This is a genomic window from Povalibacter uvarum, assembly GCF_014202975.1.
GTDB classification, from domain to species: domain Bacteria; phylum Pseudomonadota; class Gammaproteobacteria; order Steroidobacterales; family Steroidobacteraceae; genus Steroidobacter; species Steroidobacter uvarum.
The window spans coordinates 235,446-252,723 of record NZ_JACHHZ010000005.1; the positions used below are offsets into that span (position 1 = coordinate 235,446).

The 17,278-nt window shown below is 63.2% G+C and carries 17 protein-coding genes; 10 read left to right on the forward strand and 7 right to left on the reverse strand.

The window, feature by feature from the left end; genetic code table 11:
* The first annotated feature begins 16 nt into the window (after nucleotides 1-16).
* From HNQ60_RS20420 to HNQ60_RS20430, 3 genes are all read left to right on the forward strand, one after another.
* Nucleotides 17-1,609, forward strand: coding sequence for a DUF3300 domain-containing protein (locus HNQ60_RS20420; RefSeq protein WP_184334636.1), 1,593 nt, complete (start codon nucleotides 17-19; stop codon nucleotides 1,607-1,609).
* A gap of 27 nt (nucleotides 1,610-1,636) precedes the next feature.
* Complete coding sequence (locus HNQ60_RS20425; protein ID WP_184334637.1) at nucleotides 1,637-2,920, forward strand: DUF2950 family protein; 1,284 nt, start codon at nucleotides 1,637-1,639, stop codon at nucleotides 2,918-2,920.
* A gap of 79 nt (nucleotides 2,921-2,999) precedes the next feature.
* Entirely contained in the window at nucleotides 3,000-3,563 is a 564-nt protein-coding gene (locus HNQ60_RS20430; protein WP_184334638.1) for a hypothetical protein, read from the forward strand.
* 66 nt (nucleotides 3,564-3,629) lie between these two features.
* Here HNQ60_RS20430 and HNQ60_RS20435 read toward each other — a convergent pair whose 3' ends face one another.
* Together HNQ60_RS20435 and HNQ60_RS20440 are read right to left on the reverse strand one after the other, a co-directional pair.
* Nucleotides 3,630-5,102, reverse strand: a complete 1,473-nt coding sequence (locus tag HNQ60_RS20435; protein ID WP_184334639.1) for an amidohydrolase family protein — start codon at nucleotides 5,100-5,102, stop codon at nucleotides 3,630-3,632.
* A 238-nt stretch (nucleotides 5,103-5,340) separates the two neighbouring features.
* Nucleotides 5,341-6,585, reverse strand: coding sequence for a dipeptidase (locus HNQ60_RS20440; RefSeq protein ID WP_221304338.1), 1,245 nt, complete (start codon nucleotides 6,583-6,585; stop codon nucleotides 5,341-5,343).
* Between the two features lie 161 nt (nucleotides 6,586-6,746).
* On the opposite strand from HNQ60_RS20440, the gene HNQ60_RS20445 reads away from it, so the two are divergent.
* Nucleotides 6,747-7,652, forward strand: coding sequence for a DMT family transporter (locus HNQ60_RS20445; protein ID WP_184334640.1), 906 nt, complete (start codon nucleotides 6,747-6,749; stop codon nucleotides 7,650-7,652).
* On the opposite strand, the gene HNQ60_RS20450 is transcribed toward HNQ60_RS20445, so the two are convergent.
* Entirely contained in the window at nucleotides 7,653-8,528 is an 876-nt protein-coding gene (locus tag HNQ60_RS20450; RefSeq protein ID WP_184334641.1) for a DMT family transporter, read from the reverse strand. It abuts the gene before it with no gap.
* 74 nt (nucleotides 8,529-8,602) lie between these two features.
* Nucleotides 8,603-9,280: an outer membrane beta-barrel protein gene (locus tag HNQ60_RS20455; RefSeq protein ID WP_184334642.1), complete on the reverse strand. Its 678-nt coding sequence runs from the start codon at nucleotides 9,278-9,280 to the stop codon at nucleotides 8,603-8,605.
* Nucleotides 9,281-9,557: 277 nt separating this feature from the next.
* Here HNQ60_RS20455 and HNQ60_RS20460 point away from each other — a divergent pair, with 277 nt between their 5' ends.
* Genes HNQ60_RS20460 through HNQ60_RS20475 form a run of 4 tightly spaced genes read left to right on the forward strand, consistent with a single transcriptional unit; the run spans nucleotide 9,558 to nucleotide 13,123 of the window.
* Complete coding sequence (locus tag HNQ60_RS20460; protein ID WP_184334643.1) at nucleotides 9,558-10,688, forward strand: dipeptidase; 1,131 nt, start codon at nucleotides 9,558-9,560, stop codon at nucleotides 10,686-10,688.
* A gap of 30 nt (nucleotides 10,689-10,718) precedes the next feature.
* Nucleotides 10,719-11,345, forward strand: coding sequence for an NUDIX domain-containing protein (locus tag HNQ60_RS20465; RefSeq protein WP_246433772.1), 627 nt, complete (start codon nucleotides 10,719-10,721; stop codon nucleotides 11,343-11,345).
* 18 nt (nucleotides 11,346-11,363) lie between these two features.
* Nucleotides 11,364-11,630, forward strand: a complete 267-nt coding sequence (locus tag HNQ60_RS20470; RefSeq protein WP_184334645.1) for a hypothetical protein — start codon at nucleotides 11,364-11,366, stop codon at nucleotides 11,628-11,630.
* A 44-nt stretch (nucleotides 11,631-11,674) separates the two neighbouring features.
* Entirely contained in the window at nucleotides 11,675-13,123 is a 1,449-nt protein-coding gene (locus HNQ60_RS20475) for an amidohydrolase (RefSeq protein WP_184334646.1), read from the forward strand.
* Between the two features lie 277 nt (nucleotides 13,124-13,400).
* Here the strand turns inward: HNQ60_RS20475 and HNQ60_RS20480 are convergent, their stop codons facing one another.
* The 3 genes from HNQ60_RS20480 to HNQ60_RS28375 form a co-directional block, all read right to left on the reverse strand.
* Entirely contained in the window at nucleotides 13,401-14,090 is a 690-nt protein-coding gene (locus tag HNQ60_RS20480; RefSeq protein ID WP_184334647.1) for a coiled-coil domain-containing protein, read from the reverse strand.
* Between the two features lie 408 nt (nucleotides 14,091-14,498).
* On the reverse strand, nucleotides 14,499-15,098 hold the full coding sequence (locus HNQ60_RS20485) for a DUF2946 family protein (RefSeq protein ID WP_184334648.1): 600 nt from the start codon (nucleotides 15,096-15,098) through the stop codon (nucleotides 14,499-14,501).
* 98 nt (nucleotides 15,099-15,196) lie between these two features.
* Entirely contained in the window at nucleotides 15,197-15,412 is a 216-nt protein-coding gene (locus HNQ60_RS28375) for a DUF3565 domain-containing protein (RefSeq protein WP_184334649.1), read from the reverse strand.
* Nucleotides 15,413-15,535: 123 nt separating this feature from the next.
* On the opposite strand from HNQ60_RS28375, the gene HNQ60_RS20495 reads away from it, so the two are divergent.
* Nucleotides 15,536-16,492: an ABC transporter ATP-binding protein gene (locus tag HNQ60_RS20495; protein ID WP_322096891.1), complete on the forward strand. Its 957-nt coding sequence runs from the start codon at nucleotides 15,536-15,538 to the stop codon at nucleotides 16,490-16,492.
* The gene (locus HNQ60_RS20500) at nucleotides 16,489-17,250 is read left to right on the forward strand and encodes an ABC transporter permease (protein WP_184334651.1); all 762 of its coding nucleotides are present in this window, start codon (nucleotides 16,489-16,491) and stop codon (nucleotides 17,248-17,250) included. The genes HNQ60_RS20495 and HNQ60_RS20500 overlap by 4 nt, the downstream gene beginning before the upstream one ends.
* The last annotated feature ends 28 nt before the right edge of the window (nucleotides 17,251-17,278 follow it).

Consider the following 17,278-nt stretch of genomic DNA (forward strand, 5'->3'; position numbering starts at 1 on the left):
ACCTCGGAGGCCACCCATGCATGCGTCGTTGACCGATCCACGCCGCGCCGTTTCGCGCGGAGTATTGCTAGTCGCCATCGCCGGTACCGTCTGTGCGTGCGGGTCCAAGACGGAACCGACCGGCCCTGCCGCGTCGACAGATCCGGCTGCGCAGTCAACCGGCATGACACAGGCGGGAGCCCCGGCCGAAGTCGCGCCTCCCGTTCCGGCGCCCGCGGTGACGCAAGCATCGTGGGCTCCCGATGCACTCGAGGAGTTGCTGGCGCCGATTGCGCTGTATCCGGATCAACTGCTCGGTCAGGTCCTCGCGGCGTCCGTGAATTCGCAGGAAGTCCTCGATGCGGGCAACTGGCTGCTGCAGAACGAGAGCCTGAAAGGGAACGAGCTCGACGCCGCCGCGCAGAAGGCCGGGTTCGGTCCGGCCATGCGCTCGCTCGTTCAGTTTCCGACCGTCGTCGACATGATGTGCCAGCAGATCGACTGGACGCGGCAGGTGGGATCGGCGTTCAGCTCCGATCAGGCGGCAGTGCTCGATGCCGTGCAACGGCTGCGCGTGCAGGCCCAGGAGACGGGCAACCTGAAATCGACGAAGGAGCAGAAGGTCGAAACGAAGACGGAGAACAGCAAGGTCGTCGTGGAAGTGAAACCGGCCGATCCGCAGATCGTCTACGTGCCGACGTACAACCCGCAGACGGTCTACACGACGCCACCGCCTGCACCGACGACAACGACGACGGTGGTCCACGAGGAAGACACCGTGAGCACGGGAGCCGCTGTGGCCGGCGGCCTGATTGCATTCGGGCTGGGCGTCATCATCGGCAACGAGATGAACGACGACTATTACCCGCACTGGGGATACGGCAGCGTTTACTACGGCCCGCGTCCGTTCTATCCGCCCGCGTATGTCTATCGACCTGCGTACGGCCCGGCGTTCCGGCCCGCCTACGGCTACGCGTCGCCCCCGGGTTATCGCTACAACTACAACAACGTCAATATTCGTAACGATGTGAACATCAACATCAATAACGACTACTTCAACCGATTCGACAACAATCAGAACCTGCGCGGCAACACCAACAGTCCGCTGCGTCCGACGCAACAGCCGCGCGTCGGTCAGACAGGCGGCACGCAGCGGGTGGGTCAGACGGGGGGCACACAACGCGTCGGCCAGGCGAAAACCGCCGAGAACTGGAAGGGACAATCAACGTACCAGGGCGCGAAGAACCCTGCGACCGCCGAGCGGCTGAATCAGGCAGCGGGCGGCCGTGCGGGCACACATGAGTCGCGCGATGTCGGTGGTGCCGGCGGCACGCGCAATCCCGCACTCGCTCAAACGCAACAGCGTGAGCAGCCGGCGCGCACTCAGCATGCGGATCGCGGTTACGGAGGCTCGACCCGAACCGACGCGAGGGAGCACACGCCGACGCGAGATCTGGGTGGCGCAACCGCGTCGCACCGGCCGGCAACTCAGCATGCGGCACCCGAAAGGCGCGACAACGCATTCTCCGGTGCGCATCGGGAAGGCGGTGGATCGTTCGATCGCGCAGCCAGCACGCGCGGCCATGCGAGCGCTGGTCATGCACGCAGCGGCGGCGGACGTCGGCGCTGATCATAGGCAATGGGTGGAGTGACTCTCATGAAGTTTGCGTTCGCGTTGATGATCGGACTCGCGTTGACGTTGAGCGTCGGCGGTTGCAGCAAGCAGGCCAGCAGCCCGTCGGACGCCACTCAGGCATCCACCGGATTCGAAACGCCGGAAGCAGCCATCGAGGCGCTTGTTGCCGCGGTCGAGAAGAACGACAGCGCGGCGTTGAAGGCGCTGCTGGGTTCTGGCACGCAGGATCTCATCAGCTCAGGCGATGAAGTTCAGGATCGGGCCGAACGCGAAGCTTTCGTTGCACGCTACCGCGAGAAGCATGCGCTGGTTGCCGGCGGGCCCGACGACCAGGTCCTGCAAGTCGGTGCGGACGATTGGCCGATGCCGATTCCTCTCGTGAGAAAGAACGGTCAGTGGTATTTCGACGGCGAAGCGGGCGCGAACGAGGTGGTCGTTCGGCGCATCGGTGCGAATGAGCTGCGCACGATCGATGTGATGCGCGGCTACGTGCAGGCGCAGGATGAGTACGCGTCTGTCGGACGCGATGGCGGTCAGCCGGGTGTATATGCCCAGCGGCTACGAAGTCAGCCCGGCAAGCACGATGGATTGTACTGGGAAGCCGTCGCAAACGAGCCGCAGAGTCCCGCGGGTCCATTCCTCGCCGATGCATCGGCGGAAGGTTACGACGCGAGCAAGAACTCGCCGTATCACGGTTACATTTATCGCGTGCTGTCCGGGCAGGGCGCTGCCGCGAATGGCGGCGCACGCGAATACGTCGTCGACAGCAAGCAGACAGGCGGATTCGCACTGATCGCGTGGCCCGCGAATTACGGCGCAAGCGGCATCATGACTTTCATGGTGAATCAGGACGGCGTGGTCTGGCAGCGAGACCTTGGGGACGACACCGCGGACATCGCGGCGGCTATCGCTCAGTTCGATCCGGATGAGACGTGGACACCGATCGCGACGGAGGCCGATCAATCCGACGAGCCGGTCGCACGGGCGAATCCGGCATCGGAGAACTGCATCCAACAGGGCGGCAATCTGCGGATCGAGAAGACTCCGCGAGGCGACGAGTACGGCGTCTGCACTTTCGAAGACAACTACCAGTGCGAGGAATGGGCGTTGTTGCGCGGGGAATGCCGGGCCGGTGGCGTTCGCGTCACGGGCTATCTGACGGATGCTGCGCGGTTCTGTGCGATCACGGGCGGCCGGTATGTCGTGACGAGCGATGGTCCGCCGGAGCAGGGAACGTGCACCTTCCGGGACCGCAGCTGCAACGCCGACGCCTACTACCGCGGGGATTGCGGCAGAAACAGCTGACATCGATTCCCGCTCCCGCAGGAACGAAGGTGAGCCCGTTGGCGTTGCAGTGACAGCAGCTGCAACGTGCGAGGCCGTCATGAGTCCTGCTGCCGATGCCGGCAAAACACCGGCAATGATCACTGGGCTGTTCAATCGCGCAGCCGACACCGAACGAGCCTATCGGGCCACGATGGCCCTGGGCTACACGAGCGACGAAATCAATCTGGTGCTCTCCGAGGAAACGCGCCAGCAGCATTTCACGCTGGGCGAGGTGAGTGCGGGTCTCGCACGAAAAGCGAAGGAAAGCACCGAGCACAAACCTCCGGATGCGACTGAACTCGGCGGGCCGGCCGGCGCTACTGTCGGAACGATCGCACCTGCCGCAGCCGCCGTTGGCACAGCGCTGCTGTTGCCTGGGCTCATATTCGCGGGACCCATTGCCGTTGCGCTCGCAGCAGCAGGTGCGGTCGGGGTCGCGGGCGGACTCGCCGGGGCGCTCACGAACTGGGGCATTCCGAAAGGCCGCGTCGAATCCTACGAGAAAGAAATCCGCGACGGCGGCATCCTGATGGGCGTGAAGCCGAAGTCAGCGGAGGATGCCGCTGAGCTCGCGATTCAGTGGGAGAGTGCGGGTGGGGTGATGGTGAAAGAGAGGGAGTGAGGGACGTCCGTCATCCCCGCGCAGGCGGGAATGACATTGGTGTGATTGCCCGAGTCGGTTCCCATATCACCTGTCCGCTGCCAACGCCTCGCGCTCAATCACTTTCCCCCTCAGCACCACTTTGTCGATCTGACTCCACGCCCGGATCGAATCCAGCGGATTCGCATCGAGCAGCAACAGGTTCGCGACCCTGCCCGTCGCTACCGTCGAATAGGTCTTTTCCCAGCGGAACTGGCGGGCGCTGTTGATCGTCCCGGCGCGGAAGACATCGAGAAGCGGAATGCCCGCTGTCGCCATCAGGCGCATCTCGCGGTAAGTGTCGTAACCAGGTTGATTTCCGTAAGTCGGCGCGGACGGCGTATCGCTGCCGAGCAGCAGCGGATGTCCCAGGTCGTGCAGATAGCGCGCCGCACGCATGCCTTGTTCGCCGATCTGCAGTTCCATCGATGCGATCTTCGCGTCGGGCAGGTCGCCATAGTTCTGCTTCATGACCTTCTTGAACCATTGTCCGGCGTCGGTGCGATACCACTCGAGCAGCGGTGCCGGAACGACCTTCTTGTAAGTCGGATCTTCGAGCGTGTCGGCGCGGAACAGGTCGGCGGTTCCCGCCAGCACGCGGAGCGTCGGCTGATATCCCGTGCCGCTCTTGTGGATGCGATTCATGTGAGCGGCGATCTCGGGCGGCACGCCGGGCTTGCCCGACGCAGGCCCCCAGTTCCAGAGGCCGTGTGCGAGGACATCCACTTTCGCATCGAGGGCAATGCGTTGCATGTCGAGTGCGTTGGCGTGCGCCAGGATCGGCAGGCCTCGCTTCGTCGCAGCGGCACGCAACCGCTGCAGCGATTCCTTGCTCAGCACGGGCCAGTCCGATGAATCGCCGAAACCGTTCTCGATGAAGATCTTCACGCAGGCGGCGCCGCTGGCAGCTATGCGGTCTACGATGGCTTCCGGCGTGTGTGCAGCAGCGTCCGCGCCTTCAGGAAGAGGATGCTTCGCTGCATTCGCCGGCTCGTAGATGTAATCCGGCATCGCGGTGTAGCGCAGTGGCTTGTCGACGAATACGGAAGGGTAGCCATCGAGCGGCATCGTCGCGCCGCATCGAAGCAGATCCGGATGCTGCGGCTGAGCTTCGAACGCTGCGATGGCCTCCGGGACGTTCGCGAGATCGAGAACCTGCGTGACGCCGAAGTACAGATAGCTGCGCGGTTGCTGGCGATAGAACGCGTCGGTGAGCGGCTTGAGCTCCGACAGGTGCGCGCCCTGGGGCAGTCCCACTGCATCCGATACATGAACGTGCGAATCCGTCAGGCCAGGCGTCAGGAATTTTCCGGCGCCCGGCACCCGCTGCGCACCCTTTGCGTCGATGGGCTTCGAACTGATCTGTGCAATCCGTTCGTCGCGGATCAGAACCCATTGTGAGCGCAGTGGCTGCGATCGTTCCGGCGAGACGATCGTGACGTTCTCGATCAGTACGTCGGCGGCCGGGGCCTGCTGGCAGAGAATCGCAACTGCAAGCGCGGAGGTTATCTTTCGCAGCATCCGTTCACCTTCCCGTAGTGCAGGCAAGACTACGGGAAATGCAGCGGATCGGGTACGGCGTTGGCCGGCGGAACGGTGCCGCAGGCCGGCTACGAGGCTCGCCAGCGGTCATTCCTGCGAAAGCGGGAATCCATTCTTGGGAAGCCGGATGGACTCCCGCGTGCGCGGGAGTGACGGACTGCCTATCGGCATGACGTCCGGCTGAAGCCGGACCCACAGCCAGCGTCGAATCGAAAGCTCAATTCCCCAGTCCCGGCGGCGCCGGCTCGCTCTTCATCGAGCGCGCGACCGCTTCAGCCTTCTCCATCGCACGCAACACATTCTCACCGGCCAGCAGGGTGAGGTCGCGATCGCTCCAGCCGCGGCGGATCAGTTCGGCGAAGAGATTGGGGTACATGGACACGTCCGAGAGTCCTTCTGGCCAATCGGAGTTGCCGTCGAAGTCGCCGCCGATGCCGACGTGCTCGACGCCGGCGACCTTGCGGACGTACTCGATGTGATCGGCGACCTTCGCGATGCTCGTGACCGGCATCTTCAGTTTGCCCATGACTTCGTCTTCGATGCGCTGCTGCTCTTCGAGCGACTTGCCCTGGGCGCGGCGTCGATATTCTTCCATGGCCGGCATCTGCACGGCCGCCACGGCCGGATCGATGAAGCCCGCGACGAACGTCACCATCACGACGCCGCCGTTCGCGCCCAGTCGCTTCAGGATGTCGTCGGGCACATTGCGCGGAACGTTGCAGAGTGCGCGTGCGGACGAATGCGAGAAGATCACCGGCGCTTTCGATACGCGCAAAGCATCGTCCATCGTTTCCACGGCCACATGCGACAGATCGACCAGCATGCCGAGGCGGTTCATCTCGTGGACGACTTGTTCGCCGAATGGCGTGAGTCCGCCGTGCTTCGCCGGCAGCGCGGCGGAGTCCGCCCAGTCGGTGTGCACGTTGTGAGTCAACGTCATGTAGCGCACGCCGAGGTCGTAGTACGTGCGCAGCGCGCCGAGCGAGTTCTCGATCGCGTGACCGCCCTCGATGCCCATCATCGAAGCGATGCGCTTGTTCTTGTGAGCCGACCGGACGTCCGCCGCCGTCAGCGCGACCCGGAAGGCATCGGGGTAGTGCTGGATCATCCGCGTGGCGATGTCGATCTGTTCGAGCTGCGTGCGGGCGTAGTGGCCGGGCGCTTCGCCGGGCGTATACACCGACCAGAACTGGCCGCCCACGCCACCTTCACGCAGTCGCGCCAGATCGGTCTGGCCCGGTACCTTGCTGCGCAGGTCGTAGGCTTCCACGTTGCCAGGTGCCTGCTTGTCGTTGCGGATCGCCCAGGGCAGGTCGTTGTGCCCGTCGATGAGGATGACTTTCTTCAGCAATTCCCGGGCGTGAGCCAGCGCGGGATCTGCCTTGTCGGCAGCCTGAGAGGAGGCTGCCATCAGGGAAAGCAGGAGCGTGCTGGCGAGAGCGAGGCGATTGGTTGTTTTCATGGAAGCGCCGGAGAGGTGACCGGACGAGGAGAATAGACGTCCGCACGCATCGAAGGGAACCCCGGCCCGCGCAATCGCGGGTGGCGAGGCTCACATCGTCGATGACGAAGTCGTCATGCGGAGCGGTCCGCATACAATAGGCCGAGCCAAGCGCCCCTCTCATGCAGACCGCAACCGAATCCCTTCCGCGTTCGACCTGGCCCGGCATCCTGCTGGCGAGTGCCGGCGCGATCGCGTTTTCAGGCAAGGCGATCATCGTGAAGCTGTCGTATCGCTACGGCGTGGATGCGGTGACGGTGATCATGTACCGCATGCTGTTCGCGATGCCGCTCTTTCTCGCGCTCTCCTGGTGGGCGAGCCGGGACAAGCCGGCGCTCAGCGCCCGGGACTGGACGGTTCTCTTCGGTCTCGGCTTCAGCGGCTACTACCTGGCCAGCTTTCTCGACTTCGCCGGATTGCAGTACATCACGGCGAATCTCGAGCGACTCATCCTGTATCTCAATCCGACGATCGTGCTGCTGCTCGGAGTCGTGCTCTTTCACAGACCCGTGACGAAACGGCAGTGGATGGCGCTGGGAGTGAGCTATGTGGGCGTGCTCGTCGTCTTCGGGCACGATATCGCGATCGGTGGAGAGAACGTGCTGCTCGGCGCAGTGCTCGTATTCGGCAGCGCCGCGAGCTACGCGCTGTATCTCGCTTACAGCGGCGAAGCTGTGAAGCGCATCGGCGCGCTGCGAATCACGGGAGTTGCGACCAGCATTGCGTGCGTGCTGTGCATAGCGCAGTTCTTCATCCTGCGGCCTGTATCAGCAATGGAAGTTGCGCCGCAAGTCATCTGGCTCGCGATACTGAACGCGACGTTGTGTACGTTCGTGCCCGTGATGATGGTGATGCTGGCAATCGAGCGCGTCGGCGCGGGCGTCACTGCGCAGGTCGGAATGGTGGGCCCGCTGTCGACGATCGCGATGAGCTTTCTTCTGCTCGGTGAGCCGTTCACTGCGTGGATGGTGGCGGGGACAGTGCTCGTGCTCGCCGGTGTGTGGTTGCTCGCACGATCGAAGCGCTGATCAGGCCGGCGCAAGCTCCGGTGTCCGGCTGCTCGCGAGCCACGAACCGCCGAGAATCATCGCGAATCCCACGACGGTGCTGACACCGAACGGCTCATTGAGCACCAGCACGCCGAGAAGCGTGGCCACAGCCGGATTCACGTAAGCGATGAGCGCGGCACGAGCCGCACCGGCTGTTCCTATCAGGTGGAAGAACAACAACAGGGCGAGCGCAGTGCAGACGAGCCCGAGCACTGCTACGGATGCGATCGTGAGCGTCGAAGGCATCTGCGCAGGCGCGGAAGCGAGTGCGAACGGCAGCAGGATCACCGACGCAATCACCAGGCTCAGCGCGAGTGCACCGAGCTCATCGACATCGGCCAGGTGACGCTGAACGATCAGCGGGCCAATGGTGTAGCCGATGATCGCGAGCAGCATCGACGCGACGCCGACCCACAGCATCGGCCCGTGCCCCGGATCGAGCCCGAGCAGCGTCACGACGCCTGAGAATCCGATCGCGAGGCCGGCGAGCCGCCGCCCGCTCAGCTTTTCATGCACGCCGAAGAACGGCGCGATGACGACAACGGTCAGCGGCACCGTCGCAATCAGGATTCCCGTGAGCGAAGACGAGAGCCATTGTTCGCCGAAGGCGATCATGAAGAAGGGGACGACCAGTTCGGCGACCGCGAAAGCAGCGACCATGCGGATGCGCCCGACGGCAGGACGCAGCACGCCTCGCTTCCATGCGATCGGCACCAGGACCACGGCAGCAAGCGTGATGCGCAGCCACGCAACGCAGGCGGGCGAGAGCTCGAGCAATGCGAGCTTGATGAAGAAGTACGGTACGCCCCAGATGACGCACAGAACCGCAAACACGATCCACGTGCGCGCGCTCATGGACGTAAAGATCTCCCGCGTGGAGTGAAGCCGTCGTCTGCCGGCGGCCTCGCCCCAGACGTCATTCAATCATTCTACAAGCGGAAGAATACGCTGAACGAGACGGTTTCGATCGCGGCCTCGGCCGACATGAGCGTCGCTGCAAGCTTGGCCGTGCGCAGGTACTCCGCCCGTAGCATCCAGCGATCCGCCACGGACCAGTCCACTCCGGCACCACCGAACCAGATCTCTTCGCCGAAGGTCATCTCTTGCGATCCGCTGGTGAATTGCGTTTCGACGTCCTGGTCGGCAAACAGCATTCCGGCGCGCAGGAAGAGATCGACGCGTCCGAGTGGGAGCGACCCCAGCACCGAAACGGCTGGGCCCGACACCGTGGACGAGTATCGATTCTTGAACTCGATGGGCGCCGGGAAAGGAAAGCCGGGATCGATTCTGTAGGTCTCGGTCACTTCCGATTCGCCGAAACTCAGGTAGGCGACTTCCGCGGCCAGGTAGCGATTGAGTCGGTAGCCGATCGTTGCCTGCCATCCAAGATTGCCGTCCTCCACCTGAACCTCTTCCGGGAACGCCTGGAACACGACGCCGAACGGAGGTCCGATCCCGATCACCGTGCCCTTGCTGTCTCCCATCTCCTGCCACGTTTCGCCGATACCGGCGCCCATGTAGAAGCCCGGCTCCGCGCCGAACGCACTGCTCGTGAGTGTGATCAGGCCAAGTGCTGCCGCAACCTGCAGTTCCCTGTTCGTTTTCATTGGATTTTCCCGCTCCGTCGTTCGTATGCGCACGCATTGTGCGGCACGAATGCCCCGTGCGGCGCATGCCACGAAACTTCTTTTTCTTTCCGGATTTCATTCGTTTCAGAGATTTCGCGGGCCACATTCGTTGCCCGTCGAGTGACGCCAGCTCAGGGAAAGCCGCAGCGCCTGCGATGGGCCTGTATGCAATGGATTGTGCGGGCAACACCGCGAGCCGGCCGGCGAGCTGTCGTGGCAGACTTGCCGGGAGGGCGGATCAAAGATGGGCGGGCAAATGACAACGACAATCACGCGTCGTGATGTCCTTGCGGCTGGGCTTCTGAGCGCGGTGCCGTTCGGCATCGCTCGCACGGCGGACACGAGCTGGGGCGGATACGATCAGGCCATCGTCATCGAGGGGCTCGGCGGTCCCGGGAGCCTGACTGCGGATTCCAATACCGCATGGACTCCCGAGCATCTGAGCGACGTTCGCGCCTCGGGGCTTACGTGCGCGCACATGACGATCCTTCCTGTCGGCACGACCCCGACGGATGCGGCATTCACCGCCGCCGTGCGTGGCATCGCCTGGGTCGAGCGCGAGATCGACGCGCATCCTGATACCTTCGCCAGGATTCGCACGGTTGCAGACATCACGGCGGCGAAGCGTGCGAAGCGCACGGGCTTGATCTACGGCTTCCAGGACGGCGTCGCCTTCGAGACGGATCTCGACCGGCTCACCGATCTGCACTACTTCGGCATTCGCGTGATCCAGCCGACCTACAACCGCCGCAATCTTCTTGGCGATGGCTGTCTCGAGCCGGCCAATGCGGGCCTGAGTCGTACTGGCTTCGACGCCATCGAACGGATGAACACCCTCGGTATTCTCGTCGATCTCAGTCACTGCGGACGTCAGACCGCTGCCGACGCGATAAGGACGTCGAAGAAGCCGGTCGCCTTCACTCACACGGGATGCTTCGCGCTGGCGAATCATCCGCGCAATCGCACGGATGAGGAGCTCCGCGCCGTGTCGAAGACAGGAGGAGTGTCGGGCCTCTACATCATGCCGTACCTCTCGGGCGGCCGGCAGCCGACGGCGGCTGACGTGATCCGCCACCTCGAGCACATGATCAACGTCGCAGGCGAGGATCACGTCTCCATCGGCACCGACGGCACGATCTCTCCGGCGGTGCTCGATCAGGCCTACAAAGACGCCTTCGCCCGCAGCGTGCGCGATCGCCGGGCCGCCGGAATCGGCGCGGCGGATGAGAACGAAACGGGCTATCTGTTCGCAGGCGATCTCAATACGCCGCGCCGGTTCGAAACGCTTTCCGCGATGCTCGCCGGACGGGGACACAGCACGTCCCGGATCGAGAAGGTTCTCGGCCGCAATCTCATGCGCGTGTTCGCGGATACCTGGAAGAGTTGAACGCAAGGAAGGACGCCCCCCGTGAGTAAAATGAGTAGCGTGAGCGATGAGAGCAAACTGACCGCGACGATCGTTTCATCGACGCGCCTGTCGAGCGGTTTCATCAAGCTCGATCGCGTGGAGTTCGATACCGCCAAGCACGCAGGCGGACGCCAGCGCGTCACACGCGAGATCACGGATCGCGGACATGCGGTGGGCGTGCTGGGCTACGACCCGGATCGCGATGAAGTGGTGCTCATCAACGAATTCCGTCCTGGCTGTCTCGTCGCAGGCGATCCTGCCTACACGGATAGCGTGGTGGCCGGTGGCATGAGTGCTGACGAGTCGCCGCTCGAAGCCGCCGTGCGCGAAATGCAGGAGGAGACAGGGCTCGAGCTGTACGACCCGGTGCTGGCGCACCCAGGGGCGTATGTCAGTTCGGGCGGCAGCACGGAAAGGATGGCGATCGTTGTCGGATTCGTCGACACGAACGGGGCAGGCGGCGTGCACGGCAATGCGGAGGAATCCGAGGACATCCTCACCGTCGTTGTCCCGTGGCAGAAATTCATGCTGCGCGTCCGGGACGCGCAGATCACGGACCTCAAGACACTCGTCGCTGCGTACTGGCTGGCCGAGCATCGCGACCGGCTCCGTGCGCAGCGACGCACACATCGATAGTTCGCGGAGAATCGAATCATGCGGTATGAGAAGCAGACATTCAGGAACGAGACGGTCACGCTCGACGGCAACGAGTTCATCGAATGCACGTTCGCGGGTTGCCGGTTCCAGTACAGCGGCGGTGATTTCAACATCGATCGCATTCGTTTCGATTCGCTCGAGTTCACGGTCGACGGCCCCGCGGCCCGGACCGTGTTGTTGCTGCAGAGTTTGTGGAGCAACGAGGTCGGGCGCCAGGCCGTGCAGTCGATGCTCGAAGGGACCGCGAAACGCGCGGACGCATAGGAAGGCTTTCCGGATTCAATGAACGAAATAACCACGGAGCCATGATGACAATCGCATCCAGCGTACTGCGCGGATTCGCCGCGCTTCCGATCGTTGCGAGCCTGGTGCTCGTGACATCAGCCAGTGCGGCGACCAGTTCGACCAAGAAAGCCGCCGTGCAATCGGTCGATCAGCACTCGGCGGAACTGATCGGGCTTTCCGATCAGATCTGGGCGTTCGCCGAGACGGCACTGAAGGAGCATCGTTCCGCGGCGGCGCTTGCCGACTACGCGGAGAAGCAGGGCTTCAAGGTGGAGCGGGGCGTCGGCGACATGCCGACGGCGTTCATCGCGTCCTTCGGCTCGGGTCGGCCGATCATCGGAGTGATGGGCGAGTACGACGCACTGCCGGGCATCTCGCAGAAGGCGGTTGCGGAAAAGACGCCACTGCAGGAAGGCGCGGGCGGACACGGCTGCGGGCACAACATGTTCGGTGCCGCGAGCCTCGGCGCCGCGGTGGCGATCAAGGAACAGATCGCAGCCGGAAAGCTGAAGGGCACGATCCGGTTCTACGGCACGCCAGCTGAAGAAAACATCGGCGGCAAGACCTACATGGCGCGCGACGGCTTCTTCAATGACCTCGACGTCGTGCTCGCCTGGCATCCGGGCGACAAGACACAGGCCGATACGACATCGAGCCAGGCGATGGTCGATCTCGCGATCGAATTCCGCGGCAAGGCAGCGCATGCAGCGGGCGATCCGTGGAACGGGCGCAGCGCGGTCGACGCGCTCGAGTTGTTCACGCACGGCGTCAATCTCATGCGTGAACACATCAAGCCGACATCGCGCATGCACTACACGATCGTCGCCGGTGGCGATGTCCCGAACGTCGTGCCCGAGTACGGCAAAGTGTGGATCTGGCTGCGCGACTGGCAGCGGGTCGAAGTCGAGGGGTTGCTGGGCCGCGTGCGCAGACTTGCCGAGGGCGCAGCGACGATGACCGAAACCACATCGACGGTGACGGTCCAGGGTGGAAGCTGGGAGATTCTCAACAACCTGACGGGCGCAAAGCTGCTGAATGCCAACCTGCAGTGGCTCGGCACGCCGATGTACAGCGCGGATGAACAGGAATTCGCCAAGAAGATTCAGCGCGCGACGAGCGTCCCTGACGTCGGCATGGACACGAAGATCCATCCGCTGGAAAACCAGGAGCAGGAAGGCGGCTCGACGGACGTCGGTGACGTGAGCTGGATCGTGCCGACGCTCCATTTCACCGTCGCGACTTCACCCTCGAAGGCGCCATGGCACGCCTGGCCCGTCGTTGCGACCGGCGGCATGTCGATCGGCCACAAGGGGATGGTGCTGGCGTCCAAGACACTCGCGGCCACGATGGTCGATCTCTATGAGCAGCCTGCCACGCTGAAGGCAGTGCGCGCGGAGTTCGAACAGAAGCGCGGCGGCGTGGTGTTCGATGCGTATATTCCGGATGGGCCGCCGCCGGTGCCGAAGGAGTAGGCGACGAGCGGTGAGCGACGAGCCATGAGCCGGAGAGAGTTCCCGTCACTCCCGCGAAAGCGGGAGTCCATGCCTTGATCGGGATGGATTCCCGCTTTCGCGGGAATGACAGCTTGGTGTGGGTCCGGCTTTAGCCGGACGTCATGCGAAGCATCGCCACTGGCGATCACGTCCGACTAGAGTCGGACCCACAATCAGAGCAAAGCCACGAAACAAAAAAAAGGCCCGACACAGTCGGGCCTTTCTCGTTCTGGCTCGTCGCTCGCAGCTCGCGGGCTTACTTCTTTTCCTTCCCGTTCTTCCCATCCGGCTTCGCATCCGGATTCTCGATTTCCTCGAGCAGCTTCGCGTGCAGGTCCGGGAGCGCCGGCAGATCCTTCTCGTCCTTGACCAGCGGCTTGAGTTGTTCGTGGATCTTCGTGGTCGCTTCGTGCAGTTCCTTGTAGGTCGTGACGAGGCGGCCCGTGCTGTCCGTCATCTTCGCGAGCTTCTGATCCTGCTCCGCCTTTTCCTTGCGCAGCGAAGTGAAGCTCGTCTCGATGTCACGGCGCGCATCGGCTTCTTCCTGCCGCTGCTTCTTCAGCGTGTTCATCTTCTTCAACACGTTCTCGGGCGTATCCGCGAGTGCAGTGTTGATGGCCTTGAGCTGCTTGTCCTTCTCGACGACGCGATCCTTGAGCGTCTGGATTTCCTTCGCCGAGGCGGTGCGCGCGGACGCAGCCTGCTGGTTGGCGTTGTCGAGCTTCGCGGTCAGGTCGACGACCTGCGCTTCAGCGACAGTCTGCGCCTTCTGCGCCGTGGCCAGCTTCTGCTCCATGCCGAGGATGGAGGACTTGGCCTGCTCGCGCGCGGTGACGACGCTGGCGTCGGCTTCCGCGACCTTCTTCAGGGCTGCCTCAAGCGCCGTCTTCAGCTCTTCCTGACTGCAATTCGGGTCGAGTTTCAAAGCCTCTGCGGCGGTCCGCATGAGCATCTGCTTGCTGATCGCAAGCTCTTTCCAAACTTTAAGCTGAAGTTCCAATTGCGCTTGTTCCACCATGTGTCCTGCTGTTACGAAGGGAAGGAAAATTCGGGCCGGCGATTGTATTCCAGGAAGGGCGTTTTGCGGCACGTCTTCTTGAAAATCCGCCGTTTCGACGCTCGTGTCAGCGAATCCGACGGCGGCAGTACGCGGATCCGCAACTACTTGTTCCCGCTGGCTTTTGCACCCGGAACGCGCCCACAGGGCGTAAGCCACTGAGCGGCCTAGACATTCCCTGTATCGCAACTCAGTCCGCGACTTAGGGCCGGCATTGAACGGAATGGGGTGCGGTGTCCGGTAGATGGGTCTGGAGCGACCGCAATCAAGCCGGACAGCGCCCTCGCGGCGGGACGGTCAGTCGGCGACCCGCGTTGCCACCCGCTCGTTTTCGCGAGGAGCGGGGTCGCGAACGAATCCCAGATGACCGGGCAGCGCTTCGCGATCCATGCGCATCACCCGAAGCTGCCGATCGCCGATCGAGATCTCCAGCGCGGTCATGCTTCCCGACGGCGTTTCCAGTGCTTTCGTCAGGGCGTACTCGTCCAGCGGCCGGCCCGCATCCGTCATGTTCGCCAGCGCCCAATCGAGGTCGGTATCGAGCAACGATCCTGCTCCATGTTCAGTGGCGATCGCTACACCGCCGTCTTCATCGATGAGGACTTGCGCGGGCGCCCGTACGACCCGCTGGGTGTGTGTCAGCAGCACGCCGTCGTTGACCGAGAGGACGAGCGGCGCGGTTTCGACACTGACGAATCCCCGTTGGGGGCCGTTCTGGAAAAACCAGCGGCCGTGGGCGTCGGCTTCGTAGTTGCCGTTGATCGTATCGATGATCTGCGGCCGGGTGATGACTTCGCCCCGGATCAGCCAGCGTCCGCGGCGATCGAGTCCAAGCCACCCGAAGAGCGCGGGCACATTCGGCCAGCGTTCCATTGCGCGCAGGGCCCACGCTTCCAATGGCTGCTCCGTCCAAAAGTGAGGGGAGGCAACTATATAACGCTGGTCGCGCGTCCGAGGCGCGTGGCCGGATGATGGAAGACGCTGCGAGCGATGAGCTACGAGTGGCGAGCCGGACTGGAGGGCTCGTCGGGCCCGCACAAACGGCATTCGAGGCAGGTGCCGACCGCTGCGGAACGTCCTTCCTCAGTGGTCACCCATGTGCGGACGAACCACGGTGGATTGTGGCGGACGTGCTGGTTGTGGCCGCATTCGAGATGGGCGACCCAGTGCTGCTCTTCGTCCTGATGAAATCCGACGATCCGGCGCTGCATGAGAAGAATTGTACGCGCGACGACAGTGTCGGGCGGGCGGGTGGTCGTGCGTCCTCTAGCGGAGTACCTGATCGCGCGCCGGTGTCTCCTATAATCGGCCGGCTCGATCCAAACGGGGGCGATGTGACAGAAACAATCGGACAGCCGATCATCAGCGTAAAGAACCTGGTGAAGACGTACGCGTCGGGCTTTCAGGCGCTCAAGGGCGTCGATCTCAGTATCCGCCGCGGCGAGATATTCGCCCTGCTGGGGCCGAACGGCGCCGGCAAGACGACATTGATCAACATCGTCTGCGGCATCGTGAATCCGACTTCCGGCGTGGCGACCGCCGACGGGCACGATGTGATCACCGACTACCGGGCCGCGCGGTCCAAGATCGGCCTCGTGCCGCAGGAGCTGTCGACCGATGCTTTCGAGAGCGTCTGGGCCACCATGCGCTTCAGCCGCGGACTCTTCGGCAAGGGACCCGACGACGCGCATCTGGAAAAGGTCCTGCGCGACCTGTCGCTCTGGGACAAGAAGGATCAGAAGATCATGGCGCTGTCCGGCGGCATGAAGCGGCGCGTGATGATCGCGAAGGCCCTGTCGCACGAGCCCCAGATCCTGTTTCTCGATGAACCCACGGCCGGTGTCGACGTCGAGCTCCGCCGCGACATGTGGGAGATGGTCCGGTCGTTGCGGGCGAGCGGCGTCACCATCATCCTGACGACGCACTACATCGAAGAAGCCGAGGAGATGGCCGACCGGATCGGCGTCATCAACAAAGGCGAGATCGTGCTGATCGAGGACAAGCACGTCCTGATGCGCAAGCTGGGCCGCAAGCAACTGACGCTTCACCTGCAGACACCACTGCAGCAGATTCCGGCGCAGCTCGCGAATCGCCAGCTCGAGCTCTCGGCGGATGGGAACGACCTGATCTATACGTTCGACACGCAGTCGGATTCGACGGGCATCGCGAGCCTGCTGCGCCAGTTGAACGAGCTGGGCATCGACTTCAAGGATCTACGGACGGAAGAGAGCTCGCTCGAGGAAATTTTCGTGAGCCTGGTGAGGTCGTCCCAGGTGAGGTTGTCCCAGTGAACACGCACGCCATTCGCGCGATCTATACCTTCGAACTGGCGCGCTGGTTCCGCACGCTCGTGCAGAGCGTAGCATCGCCCGTCATCTCGACTTCGCTCTACTTCGTCGTGTTCGGTGCGGCGATCGGCTCGCGCATCGCAACCGTCGACGGCGTGAGCTACGGCGCGTTCATCGTGCCGGGCCTCATCATGCTGTCGATCCTGACCGAAAGTATTTCGAACGCCTCGTTCGGAATCTACATGCCGCGCTACGCAGGCACGATCTACGAAGTGCTTTCCGCGCCGGTGTCCTTCGTCGAGGTCGTCACCGGCTATGTCGGTGCTGCCGCGACCAAGTCGGTGTTGCTCGGGCTCATCATCCTTGCGACGGCCCGATTGTTCGTTCCTTTCCACATCGAGCACCCGGTGTGGATGATTTCCTTCCTGATCCTCACCTCCGTCACGTTCAGCCTGTTCGGATTCATCATCGGGCTTTGGGCGAGCGGCTGGGAGAAGCTCCAGGTGATTCCCATCCTGGTGATCACGCCGCTCGCGTTCCTCGGCGGCAGTTTCTATTCGATCAGCATGCTGCCGCCGCTGTGGCAGAAGATCACGCTGTTCAATCCCGTCGTGTACCTGATCAGCGGTTTCCGCTGGAGCTTCTACGGCATCTCGGACGTGGGCGTCGGCATCAGTCTCGCGGCAACGCTGGGATTCATGGTGCTGTGCGTGATTGTGATTGCGTGGATATTCAAGACGGGGCATCGGTTGAAGAACTAGCAAATGAGCGATGAGCAGTGAGCCAGAG

Bases quoted from the DNA above. Each gene is read 5' to 3' on its own strand.
- HNQ60_RS20420 (WP_184334636.1), top strand. From the start codon at position 17: ATGCATGCGTCGTTGACCGATCCACGCCGCGCCGTTTCGCGCGGAGTA.
- HNQ60_RS20425 (WP_184334637.1), top strand. From the start codon at position 1,637: ATGAAGTTTGCGTTCGCGTTGATGATCGGACTCGCGTTGACGTTGAGC.
- HNQ60_RS20430 (WP_184334638.1), top strand. From the start codon at position 3,000: ATGAGTCCTGCTGCCGATGCCGGCAAAACACCGGCAATGATCACTGGG.
- HNQ60_RS20435 (WP_184334639.1), bottom strand. From the start codon at position 5,102: ATGCTGCGAAAGATAACCTCCGCGCTTGCAGTTGCGATTCTCTGCCAG.
- HNQ60_RS20440 (WP_221304338.1), bottom strand. From the start codon at position 6,585: ATGAAAACAACCAATCGCCTCGCTCTCGCCAGCACGCTCCTGCTTTCC.
- HNQ60_RS20445 (WP_184334640.1), top strand. From the start codon at position 6,747: ATGCAGACCGCAACCGAATCCCTTCCGCGTTCGACCTGGCCCGGCATC.
- HNQ60_RS20450 (WP_184334641.1), bottom strand. From the start codon at position 8,528: ATGAGCGCGCGCACGTGGATCGTGTTTGCGGTTCTGTGCGTCATCTGG.
- HNQ60_RS20455 (WP_184334642.1), bottom strand. From the start codon at position 9,280: ATGAAAACGAACAGGGAACTGCAGGTTGCGGCAGCACTTGGCCTGATC.
- HNQ60_RS20460 (WP_184334643.1), top strand. From the start codon at position 9,558: ATGACAACGACAATCACGCGTCGTGATGTCCTTGCGGCTGGGCTTCTG.
- HNQ60_RS20465 (WP_246433772.1), top strand. From the start codon at position 10,719: ATGAGTAGCGTGAGCGATGAGAGCAAACTGACCGCGACGATCGTTTCA.
- HNQ60_RS20470 (WP_184334645.1), top strand. From the start codon at position 11,364: ATGCGGTATGAGAAGCAGACATTCAGGAACGAGACGGTCACGCTCGAC.
- HNQ60_RS20475 (WP_184334646.1), top strand. From the start codon at position 11,675: ATGACAATCGCATCCAGCGTACTGCGCGGATTCGCCGCGCTTCCGATC.
- HNQ60_RS20480 (WP_184334647.1), bottom strand. From the start codon at position 14,090: ATGCGGACCGCCGCAGAGGCTTTGAAACTCGACCCGAATTGCAGTCAG.
- HNQ60_RS28375 (WP_184334649.1), bottom strand. From the start codon at position 15,412: ATGCAGCGCCGGATCGTCGGATTTCATCAGGACGAAGAGCAGCACTGG.